The following is a 23,084-nucleotide window of genomic DNA, read 5'->3' as shown; positions in this document are numbered from 1 at the left end:
TAACATGGCCCAGCGTTAGCTCAGCAGGGGATCAAGTCCACCACGCGCATCCAACGCATACAAGTCATCACAGCCGCCAATGTGCTGTGCATCAATAAAAATCTGTGGAACCGTCGTACGACCGCTGCGCTTGATCATCTCTTCACGCTTCACGGCATCGCCGTCGATCGGCAGTTCCTGGAAGCTCACACCCTTACTGTTCAGCAGCGCTTTCGCACGATGGCAAAACGGGCAGGTTGCTTTAGTGTAGATCTCGATATTGGCCATACTTATCTCCAAATTCGTTTACGTCGGGAAAATTATTTCCCACGAACCAGCGGCAGATTCTCACCGCTCCAGCCCGCAACGCCTTCTTTCAGCACAGACACGTTCTCAAAGCCTGCTTTGATCAGCGCGTTTGCCGCTTCCTGGCACTGCATGCCGGAACCATCGACCACGATAACCGGTTTGTCTTTGTGTTTTTCCAGCTCGCCCACGTTGTTCGCTTTGATTTCGCTCGGCAGCAGGTTAATGGAACCCGCGATATGGCCTTTGCGGAAATCGTCACGCTGACGTAAATCCACGATAACGGCGTCTTCTTTGTTGATACGACGCGTGGCTTCGCCGCGAGTGATGACCTTAACTTTCGACGTCAGGCCTTTAAACGTGGTGAACAAAACCGCCACCAGTAACGCAATCCAGGCGATACTCAGTATGGGATGGCGGCTAACAAATTGCATAATTTCTTGCATGGGGGGTAACAACTCCCGACTCAGTGATTAAAAAAACCAGGACAGGAGTATACCTGCGCGTTGGCGCAAATACAGCCAGCGCGTGCAATGGATTGCATTTTTGCGGGGCACTACGGAAAAAAAAGTGCAAATCCGTACCATCCGTGAACCAGCCTGCCCCATTCTTTGATCTTCTGAGGCTATTTTATCGATTCAGCTGTAGTAAAATTACGCAATTATTTTTGTCTCTTGAGTGTGAGGTTTCGCAATGTCGGTTTCTAAAAAACCTATGGTACTGGTGATTCTGGATGGCTATGGCTACCGTGAAGACAGCCAGGATAACGCCATTTTTAATGCCAAAACCCCGGTAATGGATGCGCTGTGGGCAAAACGCCCGCATACCCTGATCGATGCTTCCGGTCTGGAAGTGGGCCTGCCCGATCGTCAGATGGGTAACTCCGAAGTCGGTCACGTTAACCTGGGTGCGGGCCGCATCGTGTATCAGGACCTGACCCGTCTGGACGTTGAAATTAAAGAACGCACTTTCTTTGCCAACCCAACGCTGACCGCCGCGGTTGACCAGGCGAAAAACGCCGGTAAAGCCGTGCACATCATGGGTCTGCTCTCTGCCGGTGGCGTCCATAGCCACGAAGATCACATCATGGCGATGGTTGAACTGGCCGCTGAGCGTGGCGCAGAAAAAATCTATCTGCATGCTTTCCTCGATGGCCGCGATACGCCGCCACGCAGCGCTGAGTCATCACTGAAAAAATTCGAAGAGAAATTTGCCGCGCTGGGCAAAGGTCGCGTCGCCTCTATCATTGGCCGGTACTATGCGATGGACCGCGACAACCGTTGGGATCGCGTGGAGAAAGCATATGACCTGATGACGCTGGCGCAGGGTGAATTCCAGGCTAATACCGCCGTTGAAGGTCTGCAGGCCGCCTATGCCCGCGATGAAAACGATGAATTCGTGAAAGCCACCGTGATCCGCGCCGCAGGCCAGGCCGATGCCGCGATGGAAGACGGCGACGCGCTCATTTTCATGAACTTCCGTGCTGACCGCGCGCGTGAAATCACCCGTGCTTTTGTTAACGCCGACTTCGACGGCTTCGCGCGCAAGAAAGTGGTTAATCTGAACTTCGTGATGCTGACCGAATACGCTGCGGACATCAAAACGGCCGTTGCCTATCCGCCCGCCTCGCTGGCGAACACGTTTGGCGAGTGGATGGCGAAGAATGACAAAACGCAGCTGCGTATCTCTGAAACCGAAAAATACGCCCACGTCACCTTCTTCTTCAACGGCGGCGTTGAAGAACCGTTCACCGGTGAAGACCGCATCCTGATCAACTCACCGAAAGTGGCGACCTACGATCTGCAGCCGGAAATGAGCTCCGCAGAGCTGACCGAAAAACTGGTAGCCGCTATCGAAAGCGGGAAATACGACACCATCATCTGTAACTACCCGAACGGCGACATGGTCGGTCATACCGGTGTGATGGAAGCGGCGGTAAAAGCGGTTGAAGCGCTGGACCACTGTGTTGAGCAGGTGGCAAAAGCGGTTGAGTCCGTTGGCGGTCAACTGCTGATCACCGCTGACCACGGCAACGCCGAGCAAATGCGCGATCCGGCAACCGGTCAGGCGCACACCGCGCACACTAACCTGCCGGTTCCGCTGATTTATGTCGGCAACAAAAATGTGAAAGCGGTGGAAGGCGGCAAACTTTCCGATATCGCCCCCACCATGTTGACGCTGATGGGCATGGAAATCCCGCAAGAGATGACTGGTAAGCCGCTGTTCATCGTGGAATAATCCTTCCCCATGAGGGGAAAGACGATAAATAGCGAAAATGGGGCCATGAAACCAAGACGGTTTTCAGTCAGGCCCTTGATTTACGCCAGCGTGGTGAGCGCTGGCGTATTGTTGTGCGCCTTTTCCGCCCACGCGGATGACCGCGATCAGCTTAAATCCATTCAGGCAGATATCGCCGCCAAAGAACGTGCTGTTCGTCAGCAACAGCAACAACGTTCTGGCCTGCTTGCGCAACTGAAGGCGCAGGAAGAGGCCATCTCCGCCGCCGCACGCCAGTTACGTGAAACGCAAAACACGCTTGCGCAACTGAACAAACAAATCGATGAGATGAATGCTTCTATTGCGAAGCTGGAACGGCAGAAAGCCAACCAGGAGCGCAGCCTCGCCGCGCAGTTGGATGCCGCGTTTCGCCAGGGTGAACACACCGGTATTCAGCTTATCCTCAGCGGTGAAGAGAGCCAGCGCGGCCAGCGTTTGCAGGCCTACTTTGGTTATCTGAACCAGGCGCGCCAGGAGACGATCAACGAGTTGAAGCAGACTCGCGAAGAGGTCGCCGCCCAGCGTGCCGAACTGGAAGAGAAGCAGAGTCAGCAACAGACGCTGCTGTATGAACAGCGCGCCCAACAGGCGAAGCTTGAACAGGCGCGTAACGAACGTAAGAAAACCCTCGCCGGGCTGGAATCCTCCATTCAGCAAGGCCAGCAACAGCTCAGTGAACTGCGCGCCAACGAATCCCGTTTGCGTAACAGCATTGCCCGTGCCGAGGCGGCCGCCAAAGCCCGTGCCGAACGCGAAGCACGCGAGGCGGAAGCGGTACGTAATCGCCAGAAAGAGGCCACCCGCAAAGGCACCACGTACAAGCCCACAGACAGTGAGAAATCGCTGATGTCGCGCACCGGCGGTCTGGGTTCGCCACGCGGCCAGGCATTCTGGCCCGTTCGCGGTCCCACGCTGCATCGCTATGGCGAACAACTGCAAGGTGAGCTACGTTGGAAGGGGATGGTTATCGGTGCGTCTGAAGGCACTGAAGTGAAAGCCATTGCCGATGGTCGCGTCATTCTGGCGGACTGGCTGCAGGGATACGGACTGGTCGTCGTCGTTGAACACGGCAAGGGCGACATGAGTCTTTATGGCTACAACCAGAGTGCGCTGGTCAGTGTCGGTACGCAGGTTCGCGCCGGCCAGCCGATTGCGCTGGTGGGTAGCAGCGGGGGTCAGGGTCGACCGTCGCTCTATTTCGAAATTCGTCGCCAGGGTCAGGCCGTCAATCCACAACCGTGGTTGGGAAGATAAGTTTTGCCTCAGTTTCGTCGTACTGTTCTTTCATTCGCCAGCCTGCTGGCATTCGCCTCCCCTGTTTTTGCTGGCAAACTCGCCATCGTCATTGACGATTTTGGCTACCGACCGCATTACGAAAATCAGGTGCTGGCGATGCCCTCTCAAATCTCCGTCGCCGTGCTACCCAATGCGCCTCATGCGCGCGAAATGGCGACCAAAGCGCATAACAGCGGTCATGAAGTGCTGATCCATCTGCCGATGGCACCGCTGAGTAAACAGCCGCTGGAGAAAGACACCCTACGTCCGGAGATGAGCAGCGACGAAATTGAACGGATCATACGCGAGGCGGTTGGCAAAGTGCCTTACGCGGTGGGGCTCAACAACCATATGGGCAGCGCAATGACTTCCAGCCTGTTTGGTATGCAAAAAGTGATGCAGGCGCTGGAACGCTACGATCTCTATTTTCTCGACAGTATGACCATCGGTAACAGTCAGGCGATGCGTGCCGCATCCGGAACCGCCGTAAAAGTGATTAAACGGAAAGTGTTTCTCGACGACACGCAAAACGACGCGGACATTCGCCGCCAGTTTACCCGCGCGATTGATCTGGCACGCCGCAACGGTTCTGCCATCGCGATAGGCCACCCTCATCCGTCGACGGTACGTGTGTTACAGCAAATGGTGTATAACCTGCCAGCCGACATCACCCTTGTCCGTCCGAGCAGCCTGCTCAATGAGCCGCAGGTAGATACCTCCACGCCGAATTTGACACCGCCGAAAACCAACGACGCTCCGCGAAATCCATTCCGCGGCGTGGCGTTGTGTAAAGCGAAGAAACCTGTAGAACCGGTCTATACCAGTCGATTCTTCAGCGTGTTAAGTGAAAGCATCAGTCAGAGCACGCTGGTGAACTGGTTCCAGAATCAGTGGCAAGGCTGGGGAAAATCGCCCCGCGATAACAGCGTTAACCCAGGTTAAGCGCTTTACGTGCAGTACGATGGTGCGAACGCGTTTTGTCGCGCCATTGGTACAATCTCACTGACCACAGTAACGCCTGATAGGCGACCTTGGCGCTGCGCACGTTCATTATCATACGTTTATACATCCCCGAGGTAAAAATCTCGGCGATCATTCGCTGACGCGTCAAAATATCGGGTTCTTTGCGCACGGAATGACAAACACGCAATGCTTCATACGTTATTTGTTGATGAAATTCAGGATAGATTGTAATCCTGTCTGCGTAATTCCGATTCAGCTTCTCTAATAATCGGGTGATCTTAATGTAATGTCGCTGATAGTTCAGATTTTTATTACCCTGACGTTTCAGTCGGCTGACAGAATTATTATGTAAGAAATATTTATACAAGGATTCTTCCGTATAACGCGCACGCAGCGCGTTAAACATAAATTCCGTGGTCCACACAATATCCTGATGATGTAATCCGGGAATAAAGCGGATGTTATTCTTTTCAATCACATCCCGACGATAAACCCCCATCCACACCACGTGGGTCCAGCGGCGGGATGAAAGCGCCATACGCAGCCAGTCAGGACCGGTGAGTACGCCGGTTGAACGGATCCGGTCGGTCGGAATAGATTGCCAGGTCACGCCGGTATCCCGCTCGCTCCAGTCGGCATTGCACTGCGCGACGTCCAGATCGTCCTCCAGCGCCATTGTCATTAGCGTTTCGTACATGTGCGGATAGACGAGGTCATCGGCATCAACAAATGCGATGTACTTACCACTCGCCACCTCCATCCCGCGGTTACGGGCGACCGATGCTCCGGCATTCGCCTGGTGGAGCAGTCGTACATGAGGATAGTTTTCGGCGTAATACTTTGCTATATCAACAGAATTATCCGTTGACCCGTCATTGACAATAATAATTTCCAGGGCAGTCCATGTTTGCGCGATGAGAGATTCCATGCAGGCTTTAAAATCATTACCCGCATTATATAACGGGATAATAACACTGAGTCTGTTTGTACTTTTCATCATAATAAATTACCGAATGCCTTTGAAGTTATCCGCCTTTTTACAGCCTTTGTATTAAGAAACGATTAAGGCTGATAATAATATTTGTAAAGGCTCCAGGAGACTTCAGCTTAGGGGCATCAGGTAAACAGCAATATAAGACTACGACGCAATTACGAATTATTTATGACAATGACAATTCTTTACAGCTTTCCAGATATTCCTCAGGAAATAAGGCCGGATTTTCCGGCCTTATCTGATTAATTCCAGCTGAGAATGACTTTCCCGGACTGGCCTGAACGCATGGCGTCAAAGCCTTTCTGGAACTCATCAATCGAGAAGCGGTGGGTGATGATCGGCGACAGATCCAGACCAGACTGAATCAGCGCGGCCATCTTGTACCAGGTTTCGAACATCTCGCGGCCGTAAATGCCTTTAATGAACAGCCCCTTAAAGATCACCTTCGTCCAGTCGATAGACATGTCTGAGGGAGGAATGCCCAGCATCGCAATCCGACCACCGTGATTCATGGTGTCAAGCATCGCGCGGAATGCTGGCGGCGCACCGGACATCTCCAGGCCAACATCAAACCCTTCAGTCATGCCCAGTTCGACCATCACCTCATTCAGGCTCTCTTTCGACACGTTGACTGCGCGGGTGATACCCATCTTACGCGCCAGTTCAAGACGGTATTCGTTCACGTCGGTGATCACCACGTTGCGTGCGCCCACGTGCTTCGCTACCGCCGCCGCCATGATACCGATAGGGCCAGCCCCCGACACCAGCACGTCTTCGCCGACCAGATCGAACGACAACGCCGTATGCACCGCATTGCCAAACGGGTCAAAGATGGAGGCCAGGTCATCCGAGATATTGTCCGGAATTTTGAACGCGTTGAACGCCGGGATCACCAGGTATTCTGCGAAACAGCCCGGACGGTTCACGCCCACACCTGTGGTATTACGGCACAGGTGCGTGCGTCCGCCACGACAGTTACGGCAGTGTCCGCAGGTAATGTGCCCTTCCCCAGACACGCGGTCGCCGATTTTGAAGCCTTTCACTTCCTGACCGATACCGACCACTTCGCCAACGTACTCATGGCCGACAACCATAGGAACCGGGATGGTTTTTTGCGACCATTCATCCCAGTTATAGATGTGAACGTCAGTGCCGCAGATGGCTGTTTTACGGATTTTAATCAGCAGATCGTTGTGGCCGACTTCCGGTTCCGGAACGTCGGTCATCCAGATGCCCTCTTCCGCTTTCAGTTTGGATAACGCTTTCATCTCACATCCTCAGGCAATAACGCCCAGTTGTTTACCAATGCGGGTGAAGGCTTCCACCGCGCGGGTGATTTGTTCCGGAGTATGCGCCGCAGACATCTGAGTACGAATGCGCGCCTGGCCTTTCGGAACAACCGGATAGAAGAATCCTGTGACGTAAATGCCCTCTTTTTGCAGCTCGCGGGCAAAATCTTGTGCAATCACCGCGTCACCCAGCATCACCGGGATAATCGCGTGATCGGCACCCGCCAGGGTAAACCCGGCGGCAGACATTTGCTCACGGAACTGACGCGCGTTAGCCCACAGGCGATCGCGCAGTTCACCGCCAGACTCAACCATCTCCAGCACTTTGATGGAGGCAGCGACAATCGCCGGCGCCAGCGAGTTAGAGAACAGATACGGGCGAGAGCGCTGACGCAGCCATTCAACCACCTCTTTGCGCGCGGCGGTATAGCCACCAGACGCGCCGCCAAGCGCTTTACCCAGCGTGCCGGTGATGATATCTACGCGGCCCATCACGTCGCAGTACTCATGGGAACCACGACCGTTCTCTCCGACAAACCCCACCGCGTGAGAGTCATCGACCATCACCAGCGCGTTGTATTTGTCAGCCAGATCGCACACGCCCTTCAGGTTGGCGATGACGCCGTCCATTGAGAACACGCCGTCAGTGGCAATCAGCACATGACGAGCCCCGGCGTCGCGCGCTTCTTGCAGACGCGCTTCCAGTTCCTGCATATCGTTGTTGGCATAGCGGAAGCGCTTTGCTTTACACAGACGCACGCCGTCAATGATAGAGGCATGGTTCAGGGCATCGGAAATAATCGCATCCTCGGCGCCGAGCAGCGTTTCGAACAGGCCGCCGTTGGCATCAAAGCAGGAGGAGTAAAGAATGGCATCTTCCATGCCGAGGAATTCAGCCAGCTTTTGCTCAAGCTGTTTATGGCTGTCCTGGGTGCCGCAGATAAAGCGCACCGACGCCATCCCGAATCCGTGAGAATCCATACCGGCTTTTGCCGCAGCAATCAGCTCTGGATGGTTCGCCAGCCCCAGATAGTTGTTGGCACAGAAGTTAATGACGTGGCTACCATCCGCCACCGTGATATCGGCCTGCTGAGCAGACGTAATAATGCGCTCTTCTTTAAACAATCCTTCCGCACGGGCGGTTTGCAGATCGTTGGTTAACTGTTTGTAAAAATCCCCACGCATTGCGATTCTCCAGACTGGGCAAATTTCAGCACATCTTACCTAACCCTGGACGCTGATACGAGATGACGCATTATCACTTCTTTAAAATGCAGGATAAATCACGCGTACCCACACGACCATTCGGTGAATGGCTGAAGCCAACGCTATGTAGTGATATGATAAGAGGTATTCGTGTCTGAGATTGTCTCTGACTCCATAATTCATAGGTTACAGTTATGATCATCGTTACCGGCGGCGCGGGCTTTATCGGCAGCAACATCGTTAAGTCCCTGAATGATAAAGGTATCACCGATATCCTGGTGGTGGACAACCTGAAAGACGGCACCAAGTTTGTTAACCTGGTGGATCTGAACATTGCCGACTATATGGATAAAGAAGATTTCTTAATCCAGATTATGGCGGGCGAAGAGTTCGGCGAGATCGAAGCCATTTTCCACGAAGGGGCCTGCTCTTCCACCACCGAGTGGGACGGCAAGTACATGATGGATAACAACTATCAGTACTCCAAAGAGCTGCTGCATTACTGCCTGGAGCGCGAAATTCCGTTCCTGTATGCCTCTTCCGCTGCCACCTATGGCGGTCGCACGTCTGACTTCATCGAATCCCGCGAATATGAGAAACCGCTGAACGTTTACGGTTACTCTAAATTCCTGTTTGACGAGTATGTGCGTCAGATCCTGCCAGAAGCCAATTCACAGATCGTCGGCTTCCGTTACTTCAACGTCTACGGACCCCGCGAAGGCCATAAAGGTAGCATGGCAAGCGTGGCTTTCCATCTCAATACGCAACTCAACAACGGCGAAACGCCGAAGCTGTTTGAAGGTAGCGAAAACTTCAAGCGTGACTTCGTGTACGTCGGCGACGTGGCGGATGTAAATCTGTGGTTCTGGGAGAACGGCGTGTCCGGCATCTTTAACCTGGGTACCGGTCGTGCAGAATCCTTCCAGGCGGTGGCAGATGCCGCGCTGGCATACCATAAGAAAAATGAACTTGAGTACATTCCGTTCCCGGAAAAACTGAAAGGTCGCTACCAGGCATTTACTCAGGCCGATCTGACCAACCTGCGCGCTGCGGGCTACGATAAGCCCTTCAAGACCGTTGCCGAAGGCGTTACGGAATATATGACCTGGCTGAACCGCGACGCGTAAGGCAGGCAATCTATGAGGATTCTGGTGATTGGCCCGTCCTGGGTAGGCGACATGATGATGTCGCAAAGTCTCTATCGCACGCTCAAGGCGCGCTATCCCCAGGCGATAATCGATGTGATGGCACCGGCATGGTGCCGTCCGTTGTTATCACGGATGCCGGAAGTCAACGAGGCAATTCCAATGCCGCTCGGCCACGGCGCACTCGAACTTGGCGAACGCCGCAAACTGGGTCACAGTCTGCGTGAAAAACGCTATGATCGCGCTTACGTGTTGCCCAACTCGTTTAAATCAGCGCTGGTTCCTTTCTTTGCCGGTATCCCTCACCGTACGGGCTGGCGCGGTGAAATGCGCTACGGCCTGCTTAACGATGCGCGCGTACTGGATAAAGCCGCCTGGCCCTTAATGGTCGAGCGTTACGTGGCGCTGGCCTACGATAAAGGCGTGATGCGCACGGCGAAAGATCTGCCGCAGCCGCTATTGTGGCCGCAACTCCAGGTGAGCGAAGGTGAAAAGTCGTTAACCTGCAGCGCGTTTTCGCTTTCTGACGAACGTCCGATGATTGGCTTTTGCCCCGGCGCGGAGTTCGGTCCGGCAAAACGCTGGCCGCACTACCATTATGCGGAACTGGCGAAACAGCTCATCGATGAAGGCTATCAGATAGTGCTGTTTGGCTCGGCGAAAGATCATGAGGCTGGAAACGAAATTCTGGCGACATTGAGTGATGAACAACAGGCGTGGTGTCGTAACCTGGCGGGCGAAACACAGCTCGAACAGGCGGTCATATTGATTGGCGCGTGTAAAGCCGTTGTCACCAACGACTCCGGCCTGATGCACGTCGCCGCGGCGCTGAATCGCCCGCTGGTCGCTCTCTATGGCCCAAGTAGCCCGGATTTCACCCCGCCTCTGTCACATAAAGCACGTGTGATTCGCCTGATAACGGGCTATCACAAAGTACGCAAAGGCGATGCCGCCGAAGGCTATCATCAGAGTCTGATCGACATTACGCCGGCGCGCGTACTGGAAGAACTCAACAGTCTGTTACTGCAAGAGGAAGCCTGACGAATGCGGGTTCTGATCGTCAAAACGTCCTCAATGGGTGATGTGCTACATACCCTGCCGGCACTCACGGATGCACAACAGGCCATCCCCGATATTCAGTTTGACTGGGTGGTTGAAGAAGGGTTTGCGCAGATACCGTCCTGGCATGCCGCGGTGAACCGTGTCATCCCCGTGGCGATTCGCCGTTGGCGTAAAACCTGGTTTTCCGCGCCGATTAAAGCAGAACGCAAAGCCTTTCGCGATGCCGTACAGGCTGAGCACTATGACGCTATCATCGACGCCCAGGGACTGGTGAAAAGCGCGGCGCTGGTCACACGTCTGGCGCACGGGGTAAAACACGGCATGGACTGGCAAACCGCGCGTGAACCGCTGGCCAGCCTGTTCTATAATCGCCGCCATCATATTGCCAGACAACAGCATGCCGTAGAGCGTACGCGCGAACTGTTTGCAAAAAGTTTAGGCTATCAAAAACCGGCGTCGCAGGGCGATTATGCCATTGCGCAGCATTTCCTTACCTTCGGAAGTACGGGTGAACAGCCCTATGCCGTCTTTTTGCATGCCACAACGCGCGATGATAAGCACTGGCCGGAGATAAACTGGCGAGCGTTAATCGGTCTGTTAGCTGACAGTGGGATAAGCATTAAATTGCCCTGGGGCGCGCCTCATGAAGAAGCACGGGCGAAGAGGTTATCTGAGGGATTCGCTCACGTTGAGGTATTACCGCGAATGACGCTGGAAGGCGTCGCACGCGTGCTGGCGGGAGCAAAATTTGTCGTTTCAGTCGATACGGGGTTAAGCCATCTGACCGCCGCACTCGATCGACCTAATGTCACGTTGTACGGTCCTACGGATCCAGGGCTCATTGGTGGTTACGGGAAGAACCAGGTGGCGTGTCGTGCGCCAGGAAATCAATTAGCAATGCTAAACGCTGATTCAGTCCGCGACGAACTATCATCATTATTATAAAGGTAATTGAATGCCAACCTTGAGTCTTATCAGTCCCTGGCGCCACTACGCCACGAAGACGTCTTCAGCACTGGAAGTAACAACTTATTTGCTCTGTGCCATCACGCTGATTGCCGCAATGTTTGATAATACGCTAAGCATGAAGTTATATAATGTTACGGCGATATTGGGTCTGTTGGCGCTGCTATTACGCGGTAAACCTGAAAGCTATTCGGTACAGTATTGGTTGCTACCGCTCGCTATTTTTATCATCGGCGCGCTGGACGTCGTCTGGTATTCCGCCTTTAAGTTTGATCATTCTCCCTTTCGCGCGACCTATCACAGTTATTTGAACACGGCGAAAATTTTTCTCTTTGGCGCTTTTCTTACTTTGCTGGCGCAGACGTCAAGAATTCGCTTTAAGAAAGAGTTACCGCTTTATATCCTGTATTCGCTGTCATTTTTTATCGCGGGATATGCATATTACATAAAATCCACTACTGGCATGGCTCGTCTTGATTTCGGCATTGGTACGGCTACGGGCGCCGCCTACTCCATTATGTTTGTCGGGATTGTCAGCGGAATATCGATTCTCTACACCCAGCGGAATCACCCGATATTATTTTTATTGAATGCCATCGCGATATTCTATGCCCTGGCACTTACCCAGACGCGTTCCACGCTGTTGATCTTCCCGGTGATCTGTGCGCTGTCGTTGGTTGCCGGGTATATCAAGTCGCCAAAAAAACTCTTCTTTTCAGTCATCGGCTTTTTGATTGCGCTGGTTGTCCTGATCGCCATATTCAGTAAGCCGATTTATAACCGTTACCATGAAGGTGTTTCAGATTTGAATCGCTACAGTCAGGGCAACAGTAATAGTTCTCTGGGCGCACGGCTGGCGATGTATGAGATTGGCTTTGATATCTTTAAAGACGCGCCGTTCGCGGCACGCTCGGCCGATACGCGGGCAGAGCGAATGACGGAATTAGCGAAAGAACATAAGTACCTGCAAGGCGCACTCGAATTTTCGAATGTCCATTTGCACAATGAGTTCATCGAAGCCGCCTCACTGAAAGGGATTGCCGGGGTTCTGTCGACGCTTTTCTTCTATATCGCGTTGTTCTTTACGGTCTATTATCACCGTTCGCTGGGACTGTTTGCATTAACGTTAGCCGCCATTGGAATCGGGCTGAGTGATGTTATTCTCTGGTCTCGGAGCGTACCAATCATCTTAATAACCGCGATCGTTTTAATGCTTTTCCTCAAGAAAAACCGACAGCACGGCGATATTGCGTCACAATAACCTGACGATCAGAAGTGAGCTATCACTCACTTCTGGTGTTTTGACAGCAACCCCTCTACCGATTCAGTCAGCACCTTCAGGCTAATATCCTTCACCGTATACGTCGGAGAGACCACCTGTAACGCATTGCAGTTATTCGGTGCCCAGATGAGGTGTGAGGGGTAGGTCGTTTGTCGCGCATTTGGATAAAGCGCGAGCGTAGGAATTTCATATGCCGATGCAATATGGACCAATGCAGTATCCACGGAGATGACATACTGACTGAATTTTGTCAGTGCAACCGTATAAATGAATTCTTTAAAGGGCAGTGATTCAATGCCCGGTATCGCAATAGAGCGAATATCTTCGGCTAAGCCGGTAAAAATAATTCGGTAATCCGGATACTGTTTACAGAGATGCGAATAAATCGTACCGATCTGCTCATCAGACAGGCGGCAGATTTTCTTTGCCCCTAATGCATTGATAATAATTATTTTTGAGTCGCCAACAAAATTCAGAACATCTTTTTCAACCGACTCTGGCAGCGGTAAATCATAACTCACATCAAATTCATGACGTTCATCGCCATAAAAATAACGCAGTATTTCACTGGCCCGTGTACACATGTGCGCCGTTAACTTCTCATCATGCGGATGGTAAACGGTGTAGTAACGTTTATACCACTTATCAAAACCCAGGATATGAGCGCGTCTGACACCCGACAGCAACAGGCTGTGACCAAAGGAAGGCATGGTTTCAAAAGGATCAAGTACGATATCGAAAGATTCGCGGGAAAGACATTTACGTAATGCCAGTACATCACTGATTGCATTTGATTTTTTAATATAAAACTGATGTATGCGACGATTACCAGAAAGAAACGCTTTCCCCGTTTCCGTGGTTAATATTGACAGTTGTACACCACGATTAGTCAGTTCGCGATACAGCGAACTCAATACAATTAAATCGCCTAACTTGTTGTTATCATGGATTAGCAAGCAAGTCTGAATCTTGTCTGCATTAATTTTTGCATTCTTTTTCCTGGTGAAGAAAAATGACAAAAAATTAATCTTGATTTTATTAATGCAGAATCTTTTTTTCTTATGAAAAGCACCTAAACCCATGCGAGTTACCACACTACAAATATAAAAGAGGTTAATACTAACTTACATAAGAATCGGCACGATCGTGAAGATCGTGCGCATTGTTCCTGATGTGCTGTCTGGAGGGTAACGCTGCGACATCCGCTGCCTTAATATAGGGAATAATATCATAGCTTATTGCGGTATCGTCAGACAGATTATAGATATTAAAGTCATCAACGCTCTCACACATGAACTGGAAAAATGGCAGAATTTTGATTAAATCCTTGCTCAGTTCAGAAGGCATTGGATTGCGACTCTCATCATAAAAACGCGCACAGCTCCCGGTGATATCTAATCCGGAACAGATCGTGTTGTCATAACCTAATGAATACGCTATCTGCATCGCCGTATACGCCACTGTATGGCATGAGCAGTAACCTAAACTGATATCTTTACTAAATCCCACCAGTCTTTTACGTTTAGAAATGGGCACCCGAATCAAGAGATTCTTATTCCATTTTGAAAGCATTTCTAGCTTCAGTTTCTTGAAAAAGCCGCCTTTTTCACGTTTATAAAATGCGCGTAAAATCAAACAATGAGTCCGCATATATTTCTTATCTTCTTCAGTAGCGGCTTCATAAACGTCCATATTAACGACTGTAAACTTACTCGCCCGGCTAAATTTATAAAAATCGTGACGTCTTTGTAGCAAAAAACGCGCATCTGTTAAGACATAAATGAAGGGAGTAATACTATTACTGAGCAAGTATTCCGCAGCGCCGTTAACAGTAATGACATCATTGTTCTGCAAAAGAGAAAGCGGTGTCCCTCGGGAGGTGGGTCCCGATAAGAAAATGATCACGTTATCAGATGTTCTGTTGGCAATAAGTTGCTGAACACCTGCTCGAGTTATAAACTTAACATTACTCATATGAAACCTGTAGGTTTGTCATGCAACTTAAATCACGATGAATCTTTGAGGAAAGTGTTCATGGTTTATCTTTAGCGAGGATGAGCAAACCAGACCGACCAGATTTGCTCACAAAATATACAAACTCATTTTTGCATTTAGAACGACTAAAAGCAATATTCTAAATAATCACATTGAAGCTTAGCGCACACTTTTACCTTTCAGACGGCGCAGGAAATTCCGCCATTTTTTCTTATAAACCAGCAGATAAAACCCCAAGTCTTTTCTATTATTTTCAATACCATAGTGGCGTTCTAAATCAATACGATCTTTCGCCATTCTCTGTCGGGAAGGTCTTTTTCCGGACAGATCGATTATTCTTATTTCATCATTTTGTAATATGAAGTTACCTTTATGCGGATCACCTGAGACCATACCATGCTGATGCAACCCTTGAATGGATTGCTTTATCTTCTCTTTCACATCATCGGAGATGACAGGCAGGTCTACCAGTTCAACCCCCTCGATATACTCAATGATCATGATGTAAGTATGCACATAACGAAGAGTCTTCACTTCAGCAAGCAAATAAAAGTCATTTAAGGCGTCAAAACCTTCCTGCCGCACGCGATCGGTCTGGTAAAAAAGCTTTTCGTAGTAATCCCCTTTAACCAACGACTTAAAAAATCGCTCAGTATTTTTTACTTTAGGGTGAAATACTTTCAGGATATATTTTCCATGGTCAGTATCAATTAATACGACCTTGGTATCCTCAATACTACGAAAGACTCTTAACACTTTAAGATTATGCGTTAAAAAATCATTGAAAATATCAATGTATTTCTCGCCATCTTGTTTTAAAAATACGGTATAGTTTTTAATTTTTGTTTCAGTGATCATAATTATAAAGGTATTATTTCGCTAAAATTTTACGATAGAGGTACGCTACACCCGCAATTACTCCACGCAGATAATGTTTTTGAACCAAAAGATGTTTATATCTTTTTTTATACTCAACCATCGTTCGCGCATCTTTGGCAGGAACCCCTTTCCACGGTGATTTAATAAATGCATTAGTATAATAAATCGCGGAGGGATAATTTGCCCAAGCATGCCAGGGTTTTGTCGCCCCTGTATAGTGAATCAGCTTTGTATCAGCATGGATTATATTTAAATATTTTTCATGCGTCTTATCGCTTAATTCACTTTTAATGGTATAAATTGTATTGTATTCACGAGGTAAAAAATAAACTTTATCGCGCAGCAGTATATTCAGGACATCCTGATCCGGATATTTAAAAAAGGTTGCACTTCCATCACTGTCTGTCAAAAGAGACAACGCCCTGGCAGTTAATTGGTTCTCAGCCCATCGCCTGAGATTTATCAAGACAACACCGGAGTTGAAATATCGACCCTGAAGATTAAAAGAGGGTAGCCTTTCATTTACCCTGGACTGTATTGAGTCAACGTCTTTTACCACGGCAGCGACGTTATCATTGAGATCAAGGTCCAGAAGATAATCCAGCGGGCCTTTGCAAATGACATCAGCATCAAGATACAGCAATTTTTCTAGTTTACGGTGCAAATAATCAAAAGCGAAAAGTCGAAAATACATGGCTCTTGACCAGACCTGTGTTTTCGGCAATACCTCAAGGCATTTGACATTGATAAGATATAATGAAACTTTTATCTTATGTTCTTGCACCAACGCTTCAATCTTATCAACGAAGCTTTGTGTATAGTTGTCGCAGATAATATGAAAAGCAACATTTATATCATTATGAATTAATACCGAGGTAATAGACACCCCGACACCATCAAGATAGTTCTCATCAATTCCATAAGAGATATTTAATGTATTACCATTATTATCATAGCGCTCATCAAAAACTTTATATTCTGCTATCTCTATTTCAGGAAATGAGTCCACTGCGTCACCTATAATTATTTTTATTTAATAATTTTGCTTTTAAAGTAAAGTGCATAATCTACCAGACCAGAGAAATATTGCTTCTGGTTGAACATATGCTTCGCCGCATAACGCAACTGATGACTGTTGTTAGGTTTCAGCAATTCAACATTACACCAGGGTGATAACTTTTTCGCATTCAAAAAGCTTTGCGCGATAGGGTAGTTGCCCCATTGATGCCAGGGCTTAGTCGGCCCAATATAATGAATGAACACCGTATTTTCATCCACAGGGTTAACCACATCACGCTTTAATTCGTAATTGATACTGAATTGGGTATTAAACTTCTTGCCAATAAAACGCGCCTTGCCGACCAGTAACATATTCAGTACATCCTGGTCCAGGTGAGTGATACGCTGTACTACATCCGGATCGCGTAACATCTCGATGGCCTTGCGGGAAATATCCTCAGTGGTCCAGACAGGAAGATTAATCAGCAAAAAGCCGGCATTAAAGTAGCCAGAAACCAGTCCCGGCGTTGCCAGACTGAGTGAGCGCTTCGTCCACCACTCTGACTCTCCCTCCGCTACCACGGCCGCAATTTCATGTTCAGCAAACTGGAGGTCAATCAGTTCTTGTACACTTCCCTGACAGGCAATATCTGCATCCAGATACAGTACCCTGTCCATTTTTCCCGCGAAGTGGTCGGCGATAATAAACCGGAAGTACGTTGCATATGACCAGTTTTTAGTACTTGGTAATGATTTCAACTGCTCGCAGTCAACGAGATATACCACGATTTGGGTGGCGTATTGCTTTGCCAACGCATTAAATCTCGCCTGTTCCTCATTGCTAAATGAGTCAGTAAAAACATGAAAGGAAAACGGTGTATCGGGGTTAGCAATCAGTATTGACGCAATGGACACACCGCAACCAAAAAGGAAGTTCTTGTCAATGCCATAGGCAATATTAAAGCTATCAACATCACTATGTTCTGCATAGTTATAATCTAAAGTCTGCTGAATGACTTTTTCTTCAAAATACGTTTGAGTCATAGTGATCACTTATTGATTTTGGAAAATATCGCACTTCTTAAATGCTGAAAATAGACTTCATTATAGAAGTTATCTATCGTCTCAGGAATCAGATGACTATCATACTTTATCTGACCAGAGAGAATTTGATTGAGCAAATGAGTAAACTGCTGGAGATCCTTCGGAGGATACAATTCGCCATTGATGCCCGGTTTGATCATATCCCGTGGACCAGACATACAGTCAGAGCTAATGCACGGAATGCCATACGACATGGCTTCCAACAGAGTCATCGGAAAGCCCTCGAATGATGATGTCAGCAACAGTGCCGTGACGTTCTTTATCTTGTTTTGCACCACATCCCAGGGAGAGACCTGCCAACCATGCCAGGTAATACGATTATCAATCCCCAGTTCTCGTCCATAGGACTGACATTTTTCAAAATCTGAACCGTCACCAACCACATGCAACCGCCATTCGCCTTCCGCATGGGATAATCCATCCAGCAGATCCTTAATCCTTTTTTGCCCTTCAAACTTCATCCTTCCGACATACAGAAAGACCGCGGGTTGGCCTTTTTCTGGTTGCGGAATAATTTCTGACTTTCTGGAAACGGGATTATAAACAACGGTAATATTTTTTTGATCAATACCCCGTTCGATCATCTGGTGTTTGATACCACTACTGATTGCCAGATGATAATCTGCCCAGCTAACACATTCGGCGTGTTTTTTATGATCCAGCGAAAAATGTGGCCAGGAGAATATCGTAAAATTCTGCCCTGCTTTCTTCCGCGCTTTACTGGCGAACAGGCAAGACAGCACATCAATACAGATCACCACATCGGGTTCTGTTTTCTTTAGCCAGTGGCTAAACGTATGGATATGCTTTGCCCGACGTAAAAAGCCCAGACGGATAGTGGAGAAAGAGCATGAGTAGTTAATACCGCTTAACCATGCCTTATCCATTTTGTCATGTCGGCAAAAGAAAAACATCTCACACTGGATTGCAGAATGTTCAGCCTGAAAGTTGTTGATAACATCCCGGATGACCGTTTCCATTCCACCAAACCCGGACACAGCTTCGCCAATAAATGCGATTTTTAACCCAGTTCGAACCGGCATTTCATTCATATATGATTACGGTCTCTCTTCTTGCCATCGTGATTATAATTCTACATCGTTAAAGCTAAATCCAAGATGGTGATTGAAGCATTCCTTTAATAGAGGACTTTTTAAATTATAGTTTTCAATGACAGATATATTACTTAGATTAATTTGTGCTGTAGTGTTAAATCCATACAATTCAAGCCGTAAACCTTGCTTTAAAAACTCTAATATAATATCTTCCGCGATTAATTCAGAGTTTATATTTTCAACATTGTCAAATTGATATGATAACTCCCTCGGATGAGGAATATAGTAATCTATTTTCCTGTCATCGATAAAACACTGCACTTTTTGTATTAAAGACAACACTTCGTGTTTCTTATCAATCGCATCTGAATAGACTGTACCTAATAATATTTTTTTAGTAATACTTGTTCCGGAAGCTACACTATTATAACAAATTAATGTAATCGCTTCTTTTTTTTCTATAATATTAGGTTTTTCTGGAAATAAAGTATAATGTACTCTGTCGAGTTTAAGGATATCCTCTTTATGATACTTCCTGCCCATCAGTCTTCGAAAACATTTCGACGAGAATGGAACTGAGGAATCCTGATACATCACGCTTTTTTTATTTATATTATTCGTTCCATCATCGAATGTTCTTATCTCATCGAAAGAAATCACTGATAGTATATGGTGAATAAGTGGCACATGAAAATTCGCAAAAAAAACAACGTCATATTTTTTCTTATATGACATCATAATTTTCTTTGCATACAATGTCCTTTTTAATGTTTTAAATGTTGATGTCTTTTTTACATTTGCTTCGAGACTAACATGCTGACACAATGGTTTGATTTTATTTAAATAACAAACATTTTTTCCATTCCCGGCGTCACCAATAAACAACAGATCAACATTATTCAGTCGCTCCTTTTCAATAATAGCTTTTGCAATAAGCAACTGCAAATTAGTCATGCATATGAAGAGAAACATTTAGCCTCTTTCATCTCAAAATAATTATAGTTTTTTTCTCAGTGTTCGTTCTTTTATTCGCTCTGCTTTTGCTTCTGCCTGGATTAACAGGTCTGCTTCATTACGAAATATATCACGTAATGGAGCCGAAAAATAAACCCGCATAAACCGCCAGATATCCCGCTGTGTCAACCCGATGTTTAGCGACGAAAAATAGAGGCCAATCAGGTCTTTATCACGCCAGCGGCGAGGAACTTTCGTACGAATCTGTGCCCTGTGTAGATCAATAACCGAAATCTTTAAGTCTTCTTTATTGCCTGAAAAAGGCAGATGCAGCAGGAAGTGGCAGATATAGCAATCACGGTGATTGATTCCACCAGCGTGCATCTTGCGCACCATCGTGGCCACACGGTCAATAATCATCCACTTGACGTTGACGTCCGGTGGATTCGTTGCCCAATCCGCACAATAGTCTTCCAGACTGATGGTCGGCGTGAGATCTTCGGTAATAATGAACGACGTTTTGGTCAGAGGGTTGAGCCCTTTCTCACCGAAACCAACGCCATACATCGTATGCACGCCTAAATCCTGGAGGCGATGAATAGCGTTCCATTCTCTGTCAGCGCCCAAAACCGGCATCCGCAGCGAGAGAAGGTTTTTGACAATTTCCTTGAGAGAAGTACCCCGATGCCATTTAAGGAAATAGCTTTTCCCCGCCAGTTCAAATCGCAGCGTACGACGAGTTTCCAGCTCCCTGAAGACTTCACCTTGCAGCGTTTTGACTTCCTCAAACGCGTCTTTCCCGCGCCATAATGTGGCTAACGGTTCTTTCAATTCAACCATCCAGACCACCTGTAATAATGTCCGCCGCCTTTTCCGGCAGACTGTACAAATCTTGCGTATCCGCATAATGCCGCGCGTTTTCTGCCCACGCTGCACGCAATGACGGCTGGGTCAGCGCTTTACGCAAAATGTCGTTCAACGCGTCCTGCCGCCAGGGTTCTTCAATGACATCGCCACAGTTAGCCTGCGTAATATAATGCGCATAACCGCAAACGGCCGTGGTCAACACTGGCAAGCCAGCAGTAATCGCCTCCAGCAGAACAATACCTGCCGCTTCCTGATAGGCCGGGTGCAGTAACAAATCGGCGGCAGCCATCAACTCCGAGACATCATTGCGTCCGGAGAAAAAATGTACATTACTGCGCACGCCGCGTTTTTCTGCCAGCGCTTCAAATTTGCGTGGCTTATCCTGACCGACAATATACAAAAGTGTGTTATGCCGCAGCGCCGCCGGAAGTGACGCAAGTGCTTCAATCGAACGATCCACCCCTTTGCGGGTAAAATCAGAGCCAACCTGCAACAGTAAGTTTTGCTGCTCCGAAATACCGTTCTTCTGGCGAACGATTTCACGGGCATTCGGGATTTGCGCACTGTATTTTCTGTCCGGGTAAATCCCCGGAGGGAGAATATGAAAACGCTCCGCTTCGGTTTGATAATGCTTCTGAAAATCAGCAATCTGCGTATCCGTCAGCATTAATAACTGCGTCGGTTTACCCTGTTCAAACGTTGCCCGTTCAAACGCCGCATAATGACGATAACGGGAGGTCAGACGATAGAAAAAGCCTTTTTCTTGCTCAACTTTTTCGGCATAACAGACATCCGCGGCAAAATAGACATCCAGGCCTGGCATCTTGTTAAACCCTACGACCCTGTCAACGGGATGCTCACGCAAATGCGCCTGTACCCAGGCATAATATTCCGCATTACGCCCATGGTTGGTCCGCGATTTAACCGGTACACGAATGAGCTCAAAAGCATCCGGGCATTCTCCGTCCCACGATTGGGTATAAATACGGACCTGATGACCTCGGGCTGCGACGGTTTGCGCAATGCGCATAAAGTCACGTTGTAGTCCGCCGAACGGAAAATACTTATACAAACAAAAAGCCACGATCATACTGGCGCATCCATTTCGATAATTTGCGCGTTCTGCGGCAACAGTTTTTCCGTTGCCGCAATCACATCCTCAACGGGAATAACGGACATATATTTTTTGTTACGGTCCAGTTCAGATCGTTTAGGCATCGGCTGATAGTCCCCTGCCCAGAACTGAATAATATTGTCAGTCCAGGGACGCCAGAAGACATGGTCTGTCGCGCCAAACAGACATATCACCGGCGTTTTGACCGCCGCGGCGATATGCCCTGGGGCTGAATCAACGCCAATAAAAAGGGCGGCATGATCAATCAGCGCGCCTAATTCCGGGAATCGGGTTTTACCTGCCAGCCCGGTTACCGGTTTGGTTTCGCACCCCAGCGCAATCTCTTCCACACAGGCTAAATCGTCAGCAGAAGGGCCGGACGTCAGCACGACCTGATAACCACGACGTTCAAGAGCATCAATGACGCGGGAAAATTTGTCATTATCCCAGCACTTAAATAACTGCCTTGCTGTAGGTTGAATCACCACATACTGATGCGTCACGCCAAGCTGGCGCAACTGCCGACGCATATTCTCCCAGTGTTCAGGCCGATAGCTCATCGTCGTTTCAGTAACAATATGCTCCAGCCCCAGCGGTTTGAGTGCTGACAGCGTACGTTCGACAACGTGTTCGCCGGAATAGGGAACGAGATGGGTAAAACTCTGTTTCCAGAATGCAGACTGCCGGTTGGCGAAATCCTGGGATATTTTTACTCTTGCGTGTAAAAAACGGACAATCAGCGCCACGATCCACTGATCGGTCAGGTTGATGACCAGATCATATTGGTTGTTGCGTAAGGTCTTAATCAGCGAAAGCGTATTTTTAATTTTCTCTGCCGCCCCTGTTCCCTTATTACTGATGCCATAAAGGGTATTAATCTCGGGGTTTTCCGACAAAATAGGCATCGTATCCTGGTAAAGAAGCATATCGATTTTGGCGTCAGGATAGTTCTGCTTCAGCGTACTGATAACGGGAGTGGTTAATAGCATATCCCCGTGGAAACGCATCTTGATGACCAGAATTTTTCGAAAAGGCTTTTCCACACGCGACTCTTTTGTTGTGATTGTCCGATAAAGTTAAGCAGAAAACAGCACGCTACCGCCCCAGGCTCAACAGCTACCCGATCACTGATATTGCACTGACTTTTACGCGCTAGTGTATCACTTCTTTCGCTGCGATCCGACTCGAATAAATTAACCGCAAAGTGGGTGTTTTTCTTTTTTAAATCAAATCGATATTAATCTGAGCATCGTTTTTTTCGTCACCGATTGGCTCGGTTAACAACGGCAATAGCAGTAAAAATCAATAAATGGCATAAAAATTCAAAAAAGATGAGCCGGGCTGGCGGAATAAGTCGGACTTAAAGCTATTTA

General features: G+C 48.3%; 22 protein-coding genes. 7 read left to right on the top strand and 15 right to left on the bottom strand.

The window, feature by feature from the left end:
- Positions 1-15: 15 nt before the first annotated feature.
- Positions 16-267 carry a glutaredoxin 3 gene (gene grxC, locus HVX64_RS00825; protein ID WP_012908148.1) on the bottom strand — a complete coding sequence of 84 codons (252 nt, stop codon included), beginning with the start codon at positions 265-267 and terminating at the stop codon, positions 16-18.
- A 32-nt stretch (positions 268-299) separates the two neighbouring features.
- Positions 300-731, bottom strand: a complete 432-nt coding sequence (locus tag HVX64_RS00820) for a rhodanese-like domain-containing protein (protein ID WP_042998608.1) — start codon at positions 729-731, stop codon at positions 300-302.
- Positions 732-978: 247 nt separating this feature from the next.
- Here HVX64_RS00820 and gpmM point away from each other — a divergent pair, with 247 nt between their 5' ends.
- Genes gpmM through HVX64_RS00805 form a run of 3 tightly spaced genes read left to right on the top strand, consistent with a single transcriptional unit; the run spans position 979 to position 4,779 of the window.
- Positions 979-2,523 (top strand): 2,3-bisphosphoglycerate-independent phosphoglycerate mutase, encoded by a 1,545-nt coding sequence (gene gpmM, locus HVX64_RS00815; RefSeq protein ID WP_044254337.1) that lies wholly within the window; start codon positions 979-981, stop codon positions 2,521-2,523.
- 9 nt (positions 2,524-2,532) lie between these two features.
- On the top strand, positions 2,533-3,816 hold the full coding sequence (gene envC, locus HVX64_RS00810; protein ID WP_042998610.1) for a murein hydrolase activator EnvC: 1,284 nt from the start codon (positions 2,533-2,535) through the stop codon (positions 3,814-3,816).
- Positions 3,817-3,819: 3 nt separating this feature from the next.
- Positions 3,820-4,779, top strand: a complete 960-nt coding sequence (locus HVX64_RS00805; protein WP_044254340.1) for a divergent polysaccharide deacetylase family protein — start codon at positions 3,820-3,822, stop codon at positions 4,777-4,779.
- Here the strand turns inward: HVX64_RS00805 and HVX64_RS00800 are convergent.
- From HVX64_RS00800 to kbl, 3 genes are all read right to left on the bottom strand, one after another.
- Positions 4,766-5,800: a glycosyltransferase gene (locus tag HVX64_RS00800; protein ID WP_042998612.1), complete on the bottom strand. Its 1,035-nt coding sequence runs from the start codon at positions 5,798-5,800 to the stop codon at positions 4,766-4,768. The two genes, HVX64_RS00805 and HVX64_RS00800, sit on opposite strands and share 14 nt — an antisense overlap.
- A 236-nt stretch (positions 5,801-6,036) precedes the next feature.
- Positions 6,037-7,062, bottom strand: a complete 1,026-nt coding sequence (gene tdh, locus HVX64_RS00795; protein ID WP_044254342.1) for an L-threonine 3-dehydrogenase — start codon at positions 7,060-7,062, stop codon at positions 6,037-6,039.
- A 9-nt stretch (positions 7,063-7,071) separates the two neighbouring features.
- Entirely contained in the window at positions 7,072-8,268 is a 1,197-nt protein-coding gene (gene kbl / locus HVX64_RS00790) for a glycine C-acetyltransferase (protein WP_042998614.1), read from the bottom strand.
- A gap of 215 nt (positions 8,269-8,483) precedes the next feature.
- Here kbl and rfaD point away from each other — a divergent pair, with 215 nt between their 5' ends.
- Genes rfaD through HVX64_RS00770 form a run of 4 tightly spaced genes read left to right on the top strand, consistent with a single transcriptional unit; the run spans position 8,484 to position 12,723 of the window.
- Positions 8,484-9,416: an ADP-glyceromanno-heptose 6-epimerase gene (gene rfaD, locus HVX64_RS00785; RefSeq protein ID WP_044254344.1), complete on the top strand. Its 933-nt coding sequence runs from the start codon at positions 8,484-8,486 to the stop codon at positions 9,414-9,416.
- Positions 9,417-9,428: 12 nt separating this feature from the next.
- The gene (gene rfaF / locus HVX64_RS00780) at positions 9,429-10,475 is read left to right on the top strand and encodes an ADP-heptose--LPS heptosyltransferase RfaF (RefSeq protein ID WP_042998616.1); all 1,047 of its coding nucleotides are present in this window, start codon (positions 9,429-9,431) and stop codon (positions 10,473-10,475) included.
- 3 nt (positions 10,476-10,478) lie between these two features.
- Positions 10,479-11,441 carry a lipopolysaccharide heptosyltransferase RfaC gene (gene rfaC / locus HVX64_RS00775; protein WP_044254346.1) on the top strand — a complete coding sequence of 321 codons (963 nt, stop codon included), beginning with the start codon at positions 10,479-10,481 and terminating at the stop codon, positions 11,439-11,441.
- A 10-nt stretch (positions 11,442-11,451) separates the two neighbouring features.
- Positions 11,452-12,723, top strand: coding sequence for an O-antigen ligase (locus tag HVX64_RS00770; RefSeq protein ID WP_044254349.1), 1,272 nt, complete (start codon positions 11,452-11,454; stop codon positions 12,721-12,723).
- Positions 12,724-12,749: 26 nt separating this feature from the next.
- Here the strand turns inward: HVX64_RS00770 and HVX64_RS00765 are convergent, their stop codons facing one another.
- The 10 genes from HVX64_RS00765 to rfaQ all read right to left on the bottom strand — a co-directional run bounded on the left by HVX64_RS00765 (position 12,750) and on the right by rfaQ (position 22,754).
- Positions 12,750-13,826, bottom strand: a complete 1,077-nt coding sequence (locus HVX64_RS00765; protein WP_042998619.1) for a glycosyltransferase family 9 protein — start codon at positions 13,824-13,826, stop codon at positions 12,750-12,752.
- A gap of 37 nt (positions 13,827-13,863) precedes the next feature.
- On the bottom strand, positions 13,864-14,718 hold the full coding sequence (gene waaZ, locus HVX64_RS00760) for a 3-deoxy-D-manno-oct-2-ulosonate III transferase WaaZ (RefSeq protein WP_042998620.1): 855 nt from the start codon (positions 14,716-14,718) through the stop codon (positions 13,864-13,866).
- 180 nt (positions 14,719-14,898) lie between these two features.
- Positions 14,899-15,597, bottom strand: coding sequence for a lipopolysaccharide core heptose(II) kinase RfaY (rfaY, locus tag HVX64_RS00755; protein ID WP_044254351.1), 699 nt, complete (start codon positions 15,595-15,597; stop codon positions 14,899-14,901).
- A gap of 13 nt (positions 15,598-15,610) precedes the next feature.
- Entirely contained in the window at positions 15,611-16,627 is a 1,017-nt protein-coding gene (locus HVX64_RS00750) for a glycosyltransferase (RefSeq protein WP_044254353.1), read from the bottom strand.
- Positions 16,628-16,647: 20 nt separating this feature from the next.
- Positions 16,648-17,661, bottom strand: coding sequence for a lipopolysaccharide 3-alpha-galactosyltransferase (gene waaO / locus HVX64_RS00745; RefSeq protein ID WP_044254356.1), 1,014 nt, complete (start codon positions 17,659-17,661; stop codon positions 16,648-16,650).
- Between the two features lie 5 nt (positions 17,662-17,666).
- A complete protein-coding gene (gene waaB, locus HVX64_RS00740; RefSeq protein ID WP_044254560.1) occupies positions 17,667-18,764 on the bottom strand; it encodes a lipopolysaccharide 1,6-galactosyltransferase in 1,098 nt (365 codons plus the stop codon).
- 42 nt (positions 18,765-18,806) lie between these two features.
- Positions 18,807-19,748 (bottom strand): glycosyltransferase family 52, encoded by a 942-nt coding sequence (locus HVX64_RS00735; protein WP_044254359.1) that lies wholly within the window; start codon positions 19,746-19,748, stop codon positions 18,807-18,809.
- A gap of 24 nt (positions 19,749-19,772) precedes the next feature.
- A complete protein-coding gene (gene rfaP / locus HVX64_RS00730; protein ID WP_044254363.1) occupies positions 19,773-20,570 on the bottom strand; it encodes a lipopolysaccharide core heptose(I) kinase RfaP in 798 nt (265 codons plus the stop codon).
- A complete protein-coding gene (locus tag HVX64_RS00725; RefSeq protein ID WP_042998627.1) occupies positions 20,563-21,687 on the bottom strand; it encodes a glycosyltransferase family 4 protein in 1,125 nt (374 codons plus the stop codon). The genes rfaP and HVX64_RS00725 overlap by 8 nt, the downstream gene beginning before the upstream one ends.
- Complete coding sequence (gene rfaQ / locus HVX64_RS00720; protein ID WP_071888339.1) at positions 21,684-22,754, bottom strand: lipopolysaccharide core heptosyltransferase RfaQ; 1,071 nt, start codon at positions 22,752-22,754, stop codon at positions 21,684-21,686. Before rfaQ ends, HVX64_RS00725 begins: the two co-directional genes overlap by 4 nt.
- Between the last annotated feature and the right edge of the window lie 330 nt (positions 22,755-23,084).

This window comes from Citrobacter sp. RHB20-C16 (assembly GCF_013890155.1).
Lineage (GTDB): Bacteria > Pseudomonadota > Gammaproteobacteria > Enterobacterales > Enterobacteriaceae > Citrobacter_A > Citrobacter_A amalonaticus.
Note: the sequence above shows the minus strand (reverse complement) of the source record. Positions and strands in the feature narration are given on the sequence as shown.

Coding starts and splice junctions, on each gene's coding strand:
- rfaY (WP_044254351.1), bottom strand. CDS start 15,597: ATGATCACTGAAACAAAAATTAAAAACTATACCGTATTTTTAAAACAA.
- rfaD (WP_044254344.1), top strand. CDS start 8,484: ATGATCATCGTTACCGGCGGCGCGGGCTTTATCGGCAGCAACATCGTT.
- HVX64_RS00725 (WP_042998627.1), bottom strand. CDS start 21,687: ATGATCGTGGCTTTTTGTTTGTATAAGTATTTTCCGTTCGGCGGACTA.
- HVX64_RS00735 (WP_044254359.1), bottom strand. CDS start 19,748: ATGTTTCTCTTCATATGCATGACTAATTTGCAGTTGCTTATTGCAAAA.
- rfaF (WP_042998616.1), top strand. CDS start 9,429: ATGAGGATTCTGGTGATTGGCCCGTCCTGGGTAGGCGACATGATGATG.
- HVX64_RS00820 (WP_042998608.1), bottom strand. CDS start 731: ATGCAAGAAATTATGCAATTTGTTAGCCGCCATCCCATACTGAGTATC.
- tdh (WP_044254342.1), bottom strand. CDS start 7,062: ATGAAAGCGTTATCCAAACTGAAAGCGGAAGAGGGCATCTGGATGACC.
- rfaC (WP_044254346.1), top strand. CDS start 10,479: ATGCGGGTTCTGATCGTCAAAACGTCCTCAATGGGTGATGTGCTACAT.
- grxC (WP_012908148.1), bottom strand. CDS start 267: ATGGCCAATATCGAGATCTACACTAAAGCAACCTGCCCGTTTTGCCAT.
- kbl (WP_042998614.1), bottom strand. CDS start 8,268: ATGCGTGGGGATTTTTACAAACAGTTAACCAACGATCTGCAAACCGCC.
- waaZ (WP_042998620.1), bottom strand. CDS start 14,718: ATGAGTAATGTTAAGTTTATAACTCGAGCAGGTGTTCAGCAACTTATT.
- rfaP (WP_044254363.1), bottom strand. CDS start 20,570: ATGGTTGAATTGAAAGAACCGTTAGCCACATTATGGCGCGGGAAAGAC.
- waaO (WP_044254356.1), bottom strand. CDS start 17,661: ATGACTCAAACGTATTTTGAAGAAAAAGTCATTCAGCAGACTTTAGAT.
- envC (WP_042998610.1), top strand. CDS start 2,533: ATGAGGGGAAAGACGATAAATAGCGAAAATGGGGCCATGAAACCAAGA.
- HVX64_RS00800 (WP_042998612.1), bottom strand. CDS start 5,800: ATGATGAAAAGTACAAACAGACTCAGTGTTATTATCCCGTTATATAAT.
- gpmM (WP_044254337.1), top strand. CDS start 979: ATGTCGGTTTCTAAAAAACCTATGGTACTGGTGATTCTGGATGGCTAT.
- waaB (WP_044254560.1), bottom strand. CDS start 18,764: ATGCCGGTTCGAACTGGGTTAAAAATCGCATTTATTGGCGAAGCTGTG.
- HVX64_RS00765 (WP_042998619.1), bottom strand. CDS start 13,826: ATGGGTTTAGGTGCTTTTCATAAGAAAAAAAGATTCTGCATTAATAAA.
- HVX64_RS00770 (WP_044254349.1), top strand. CDS start 11,452: ATGCCAACCTTGAGTCTTATCAGTCCCTGGCGCCACTACGCCACGAAG.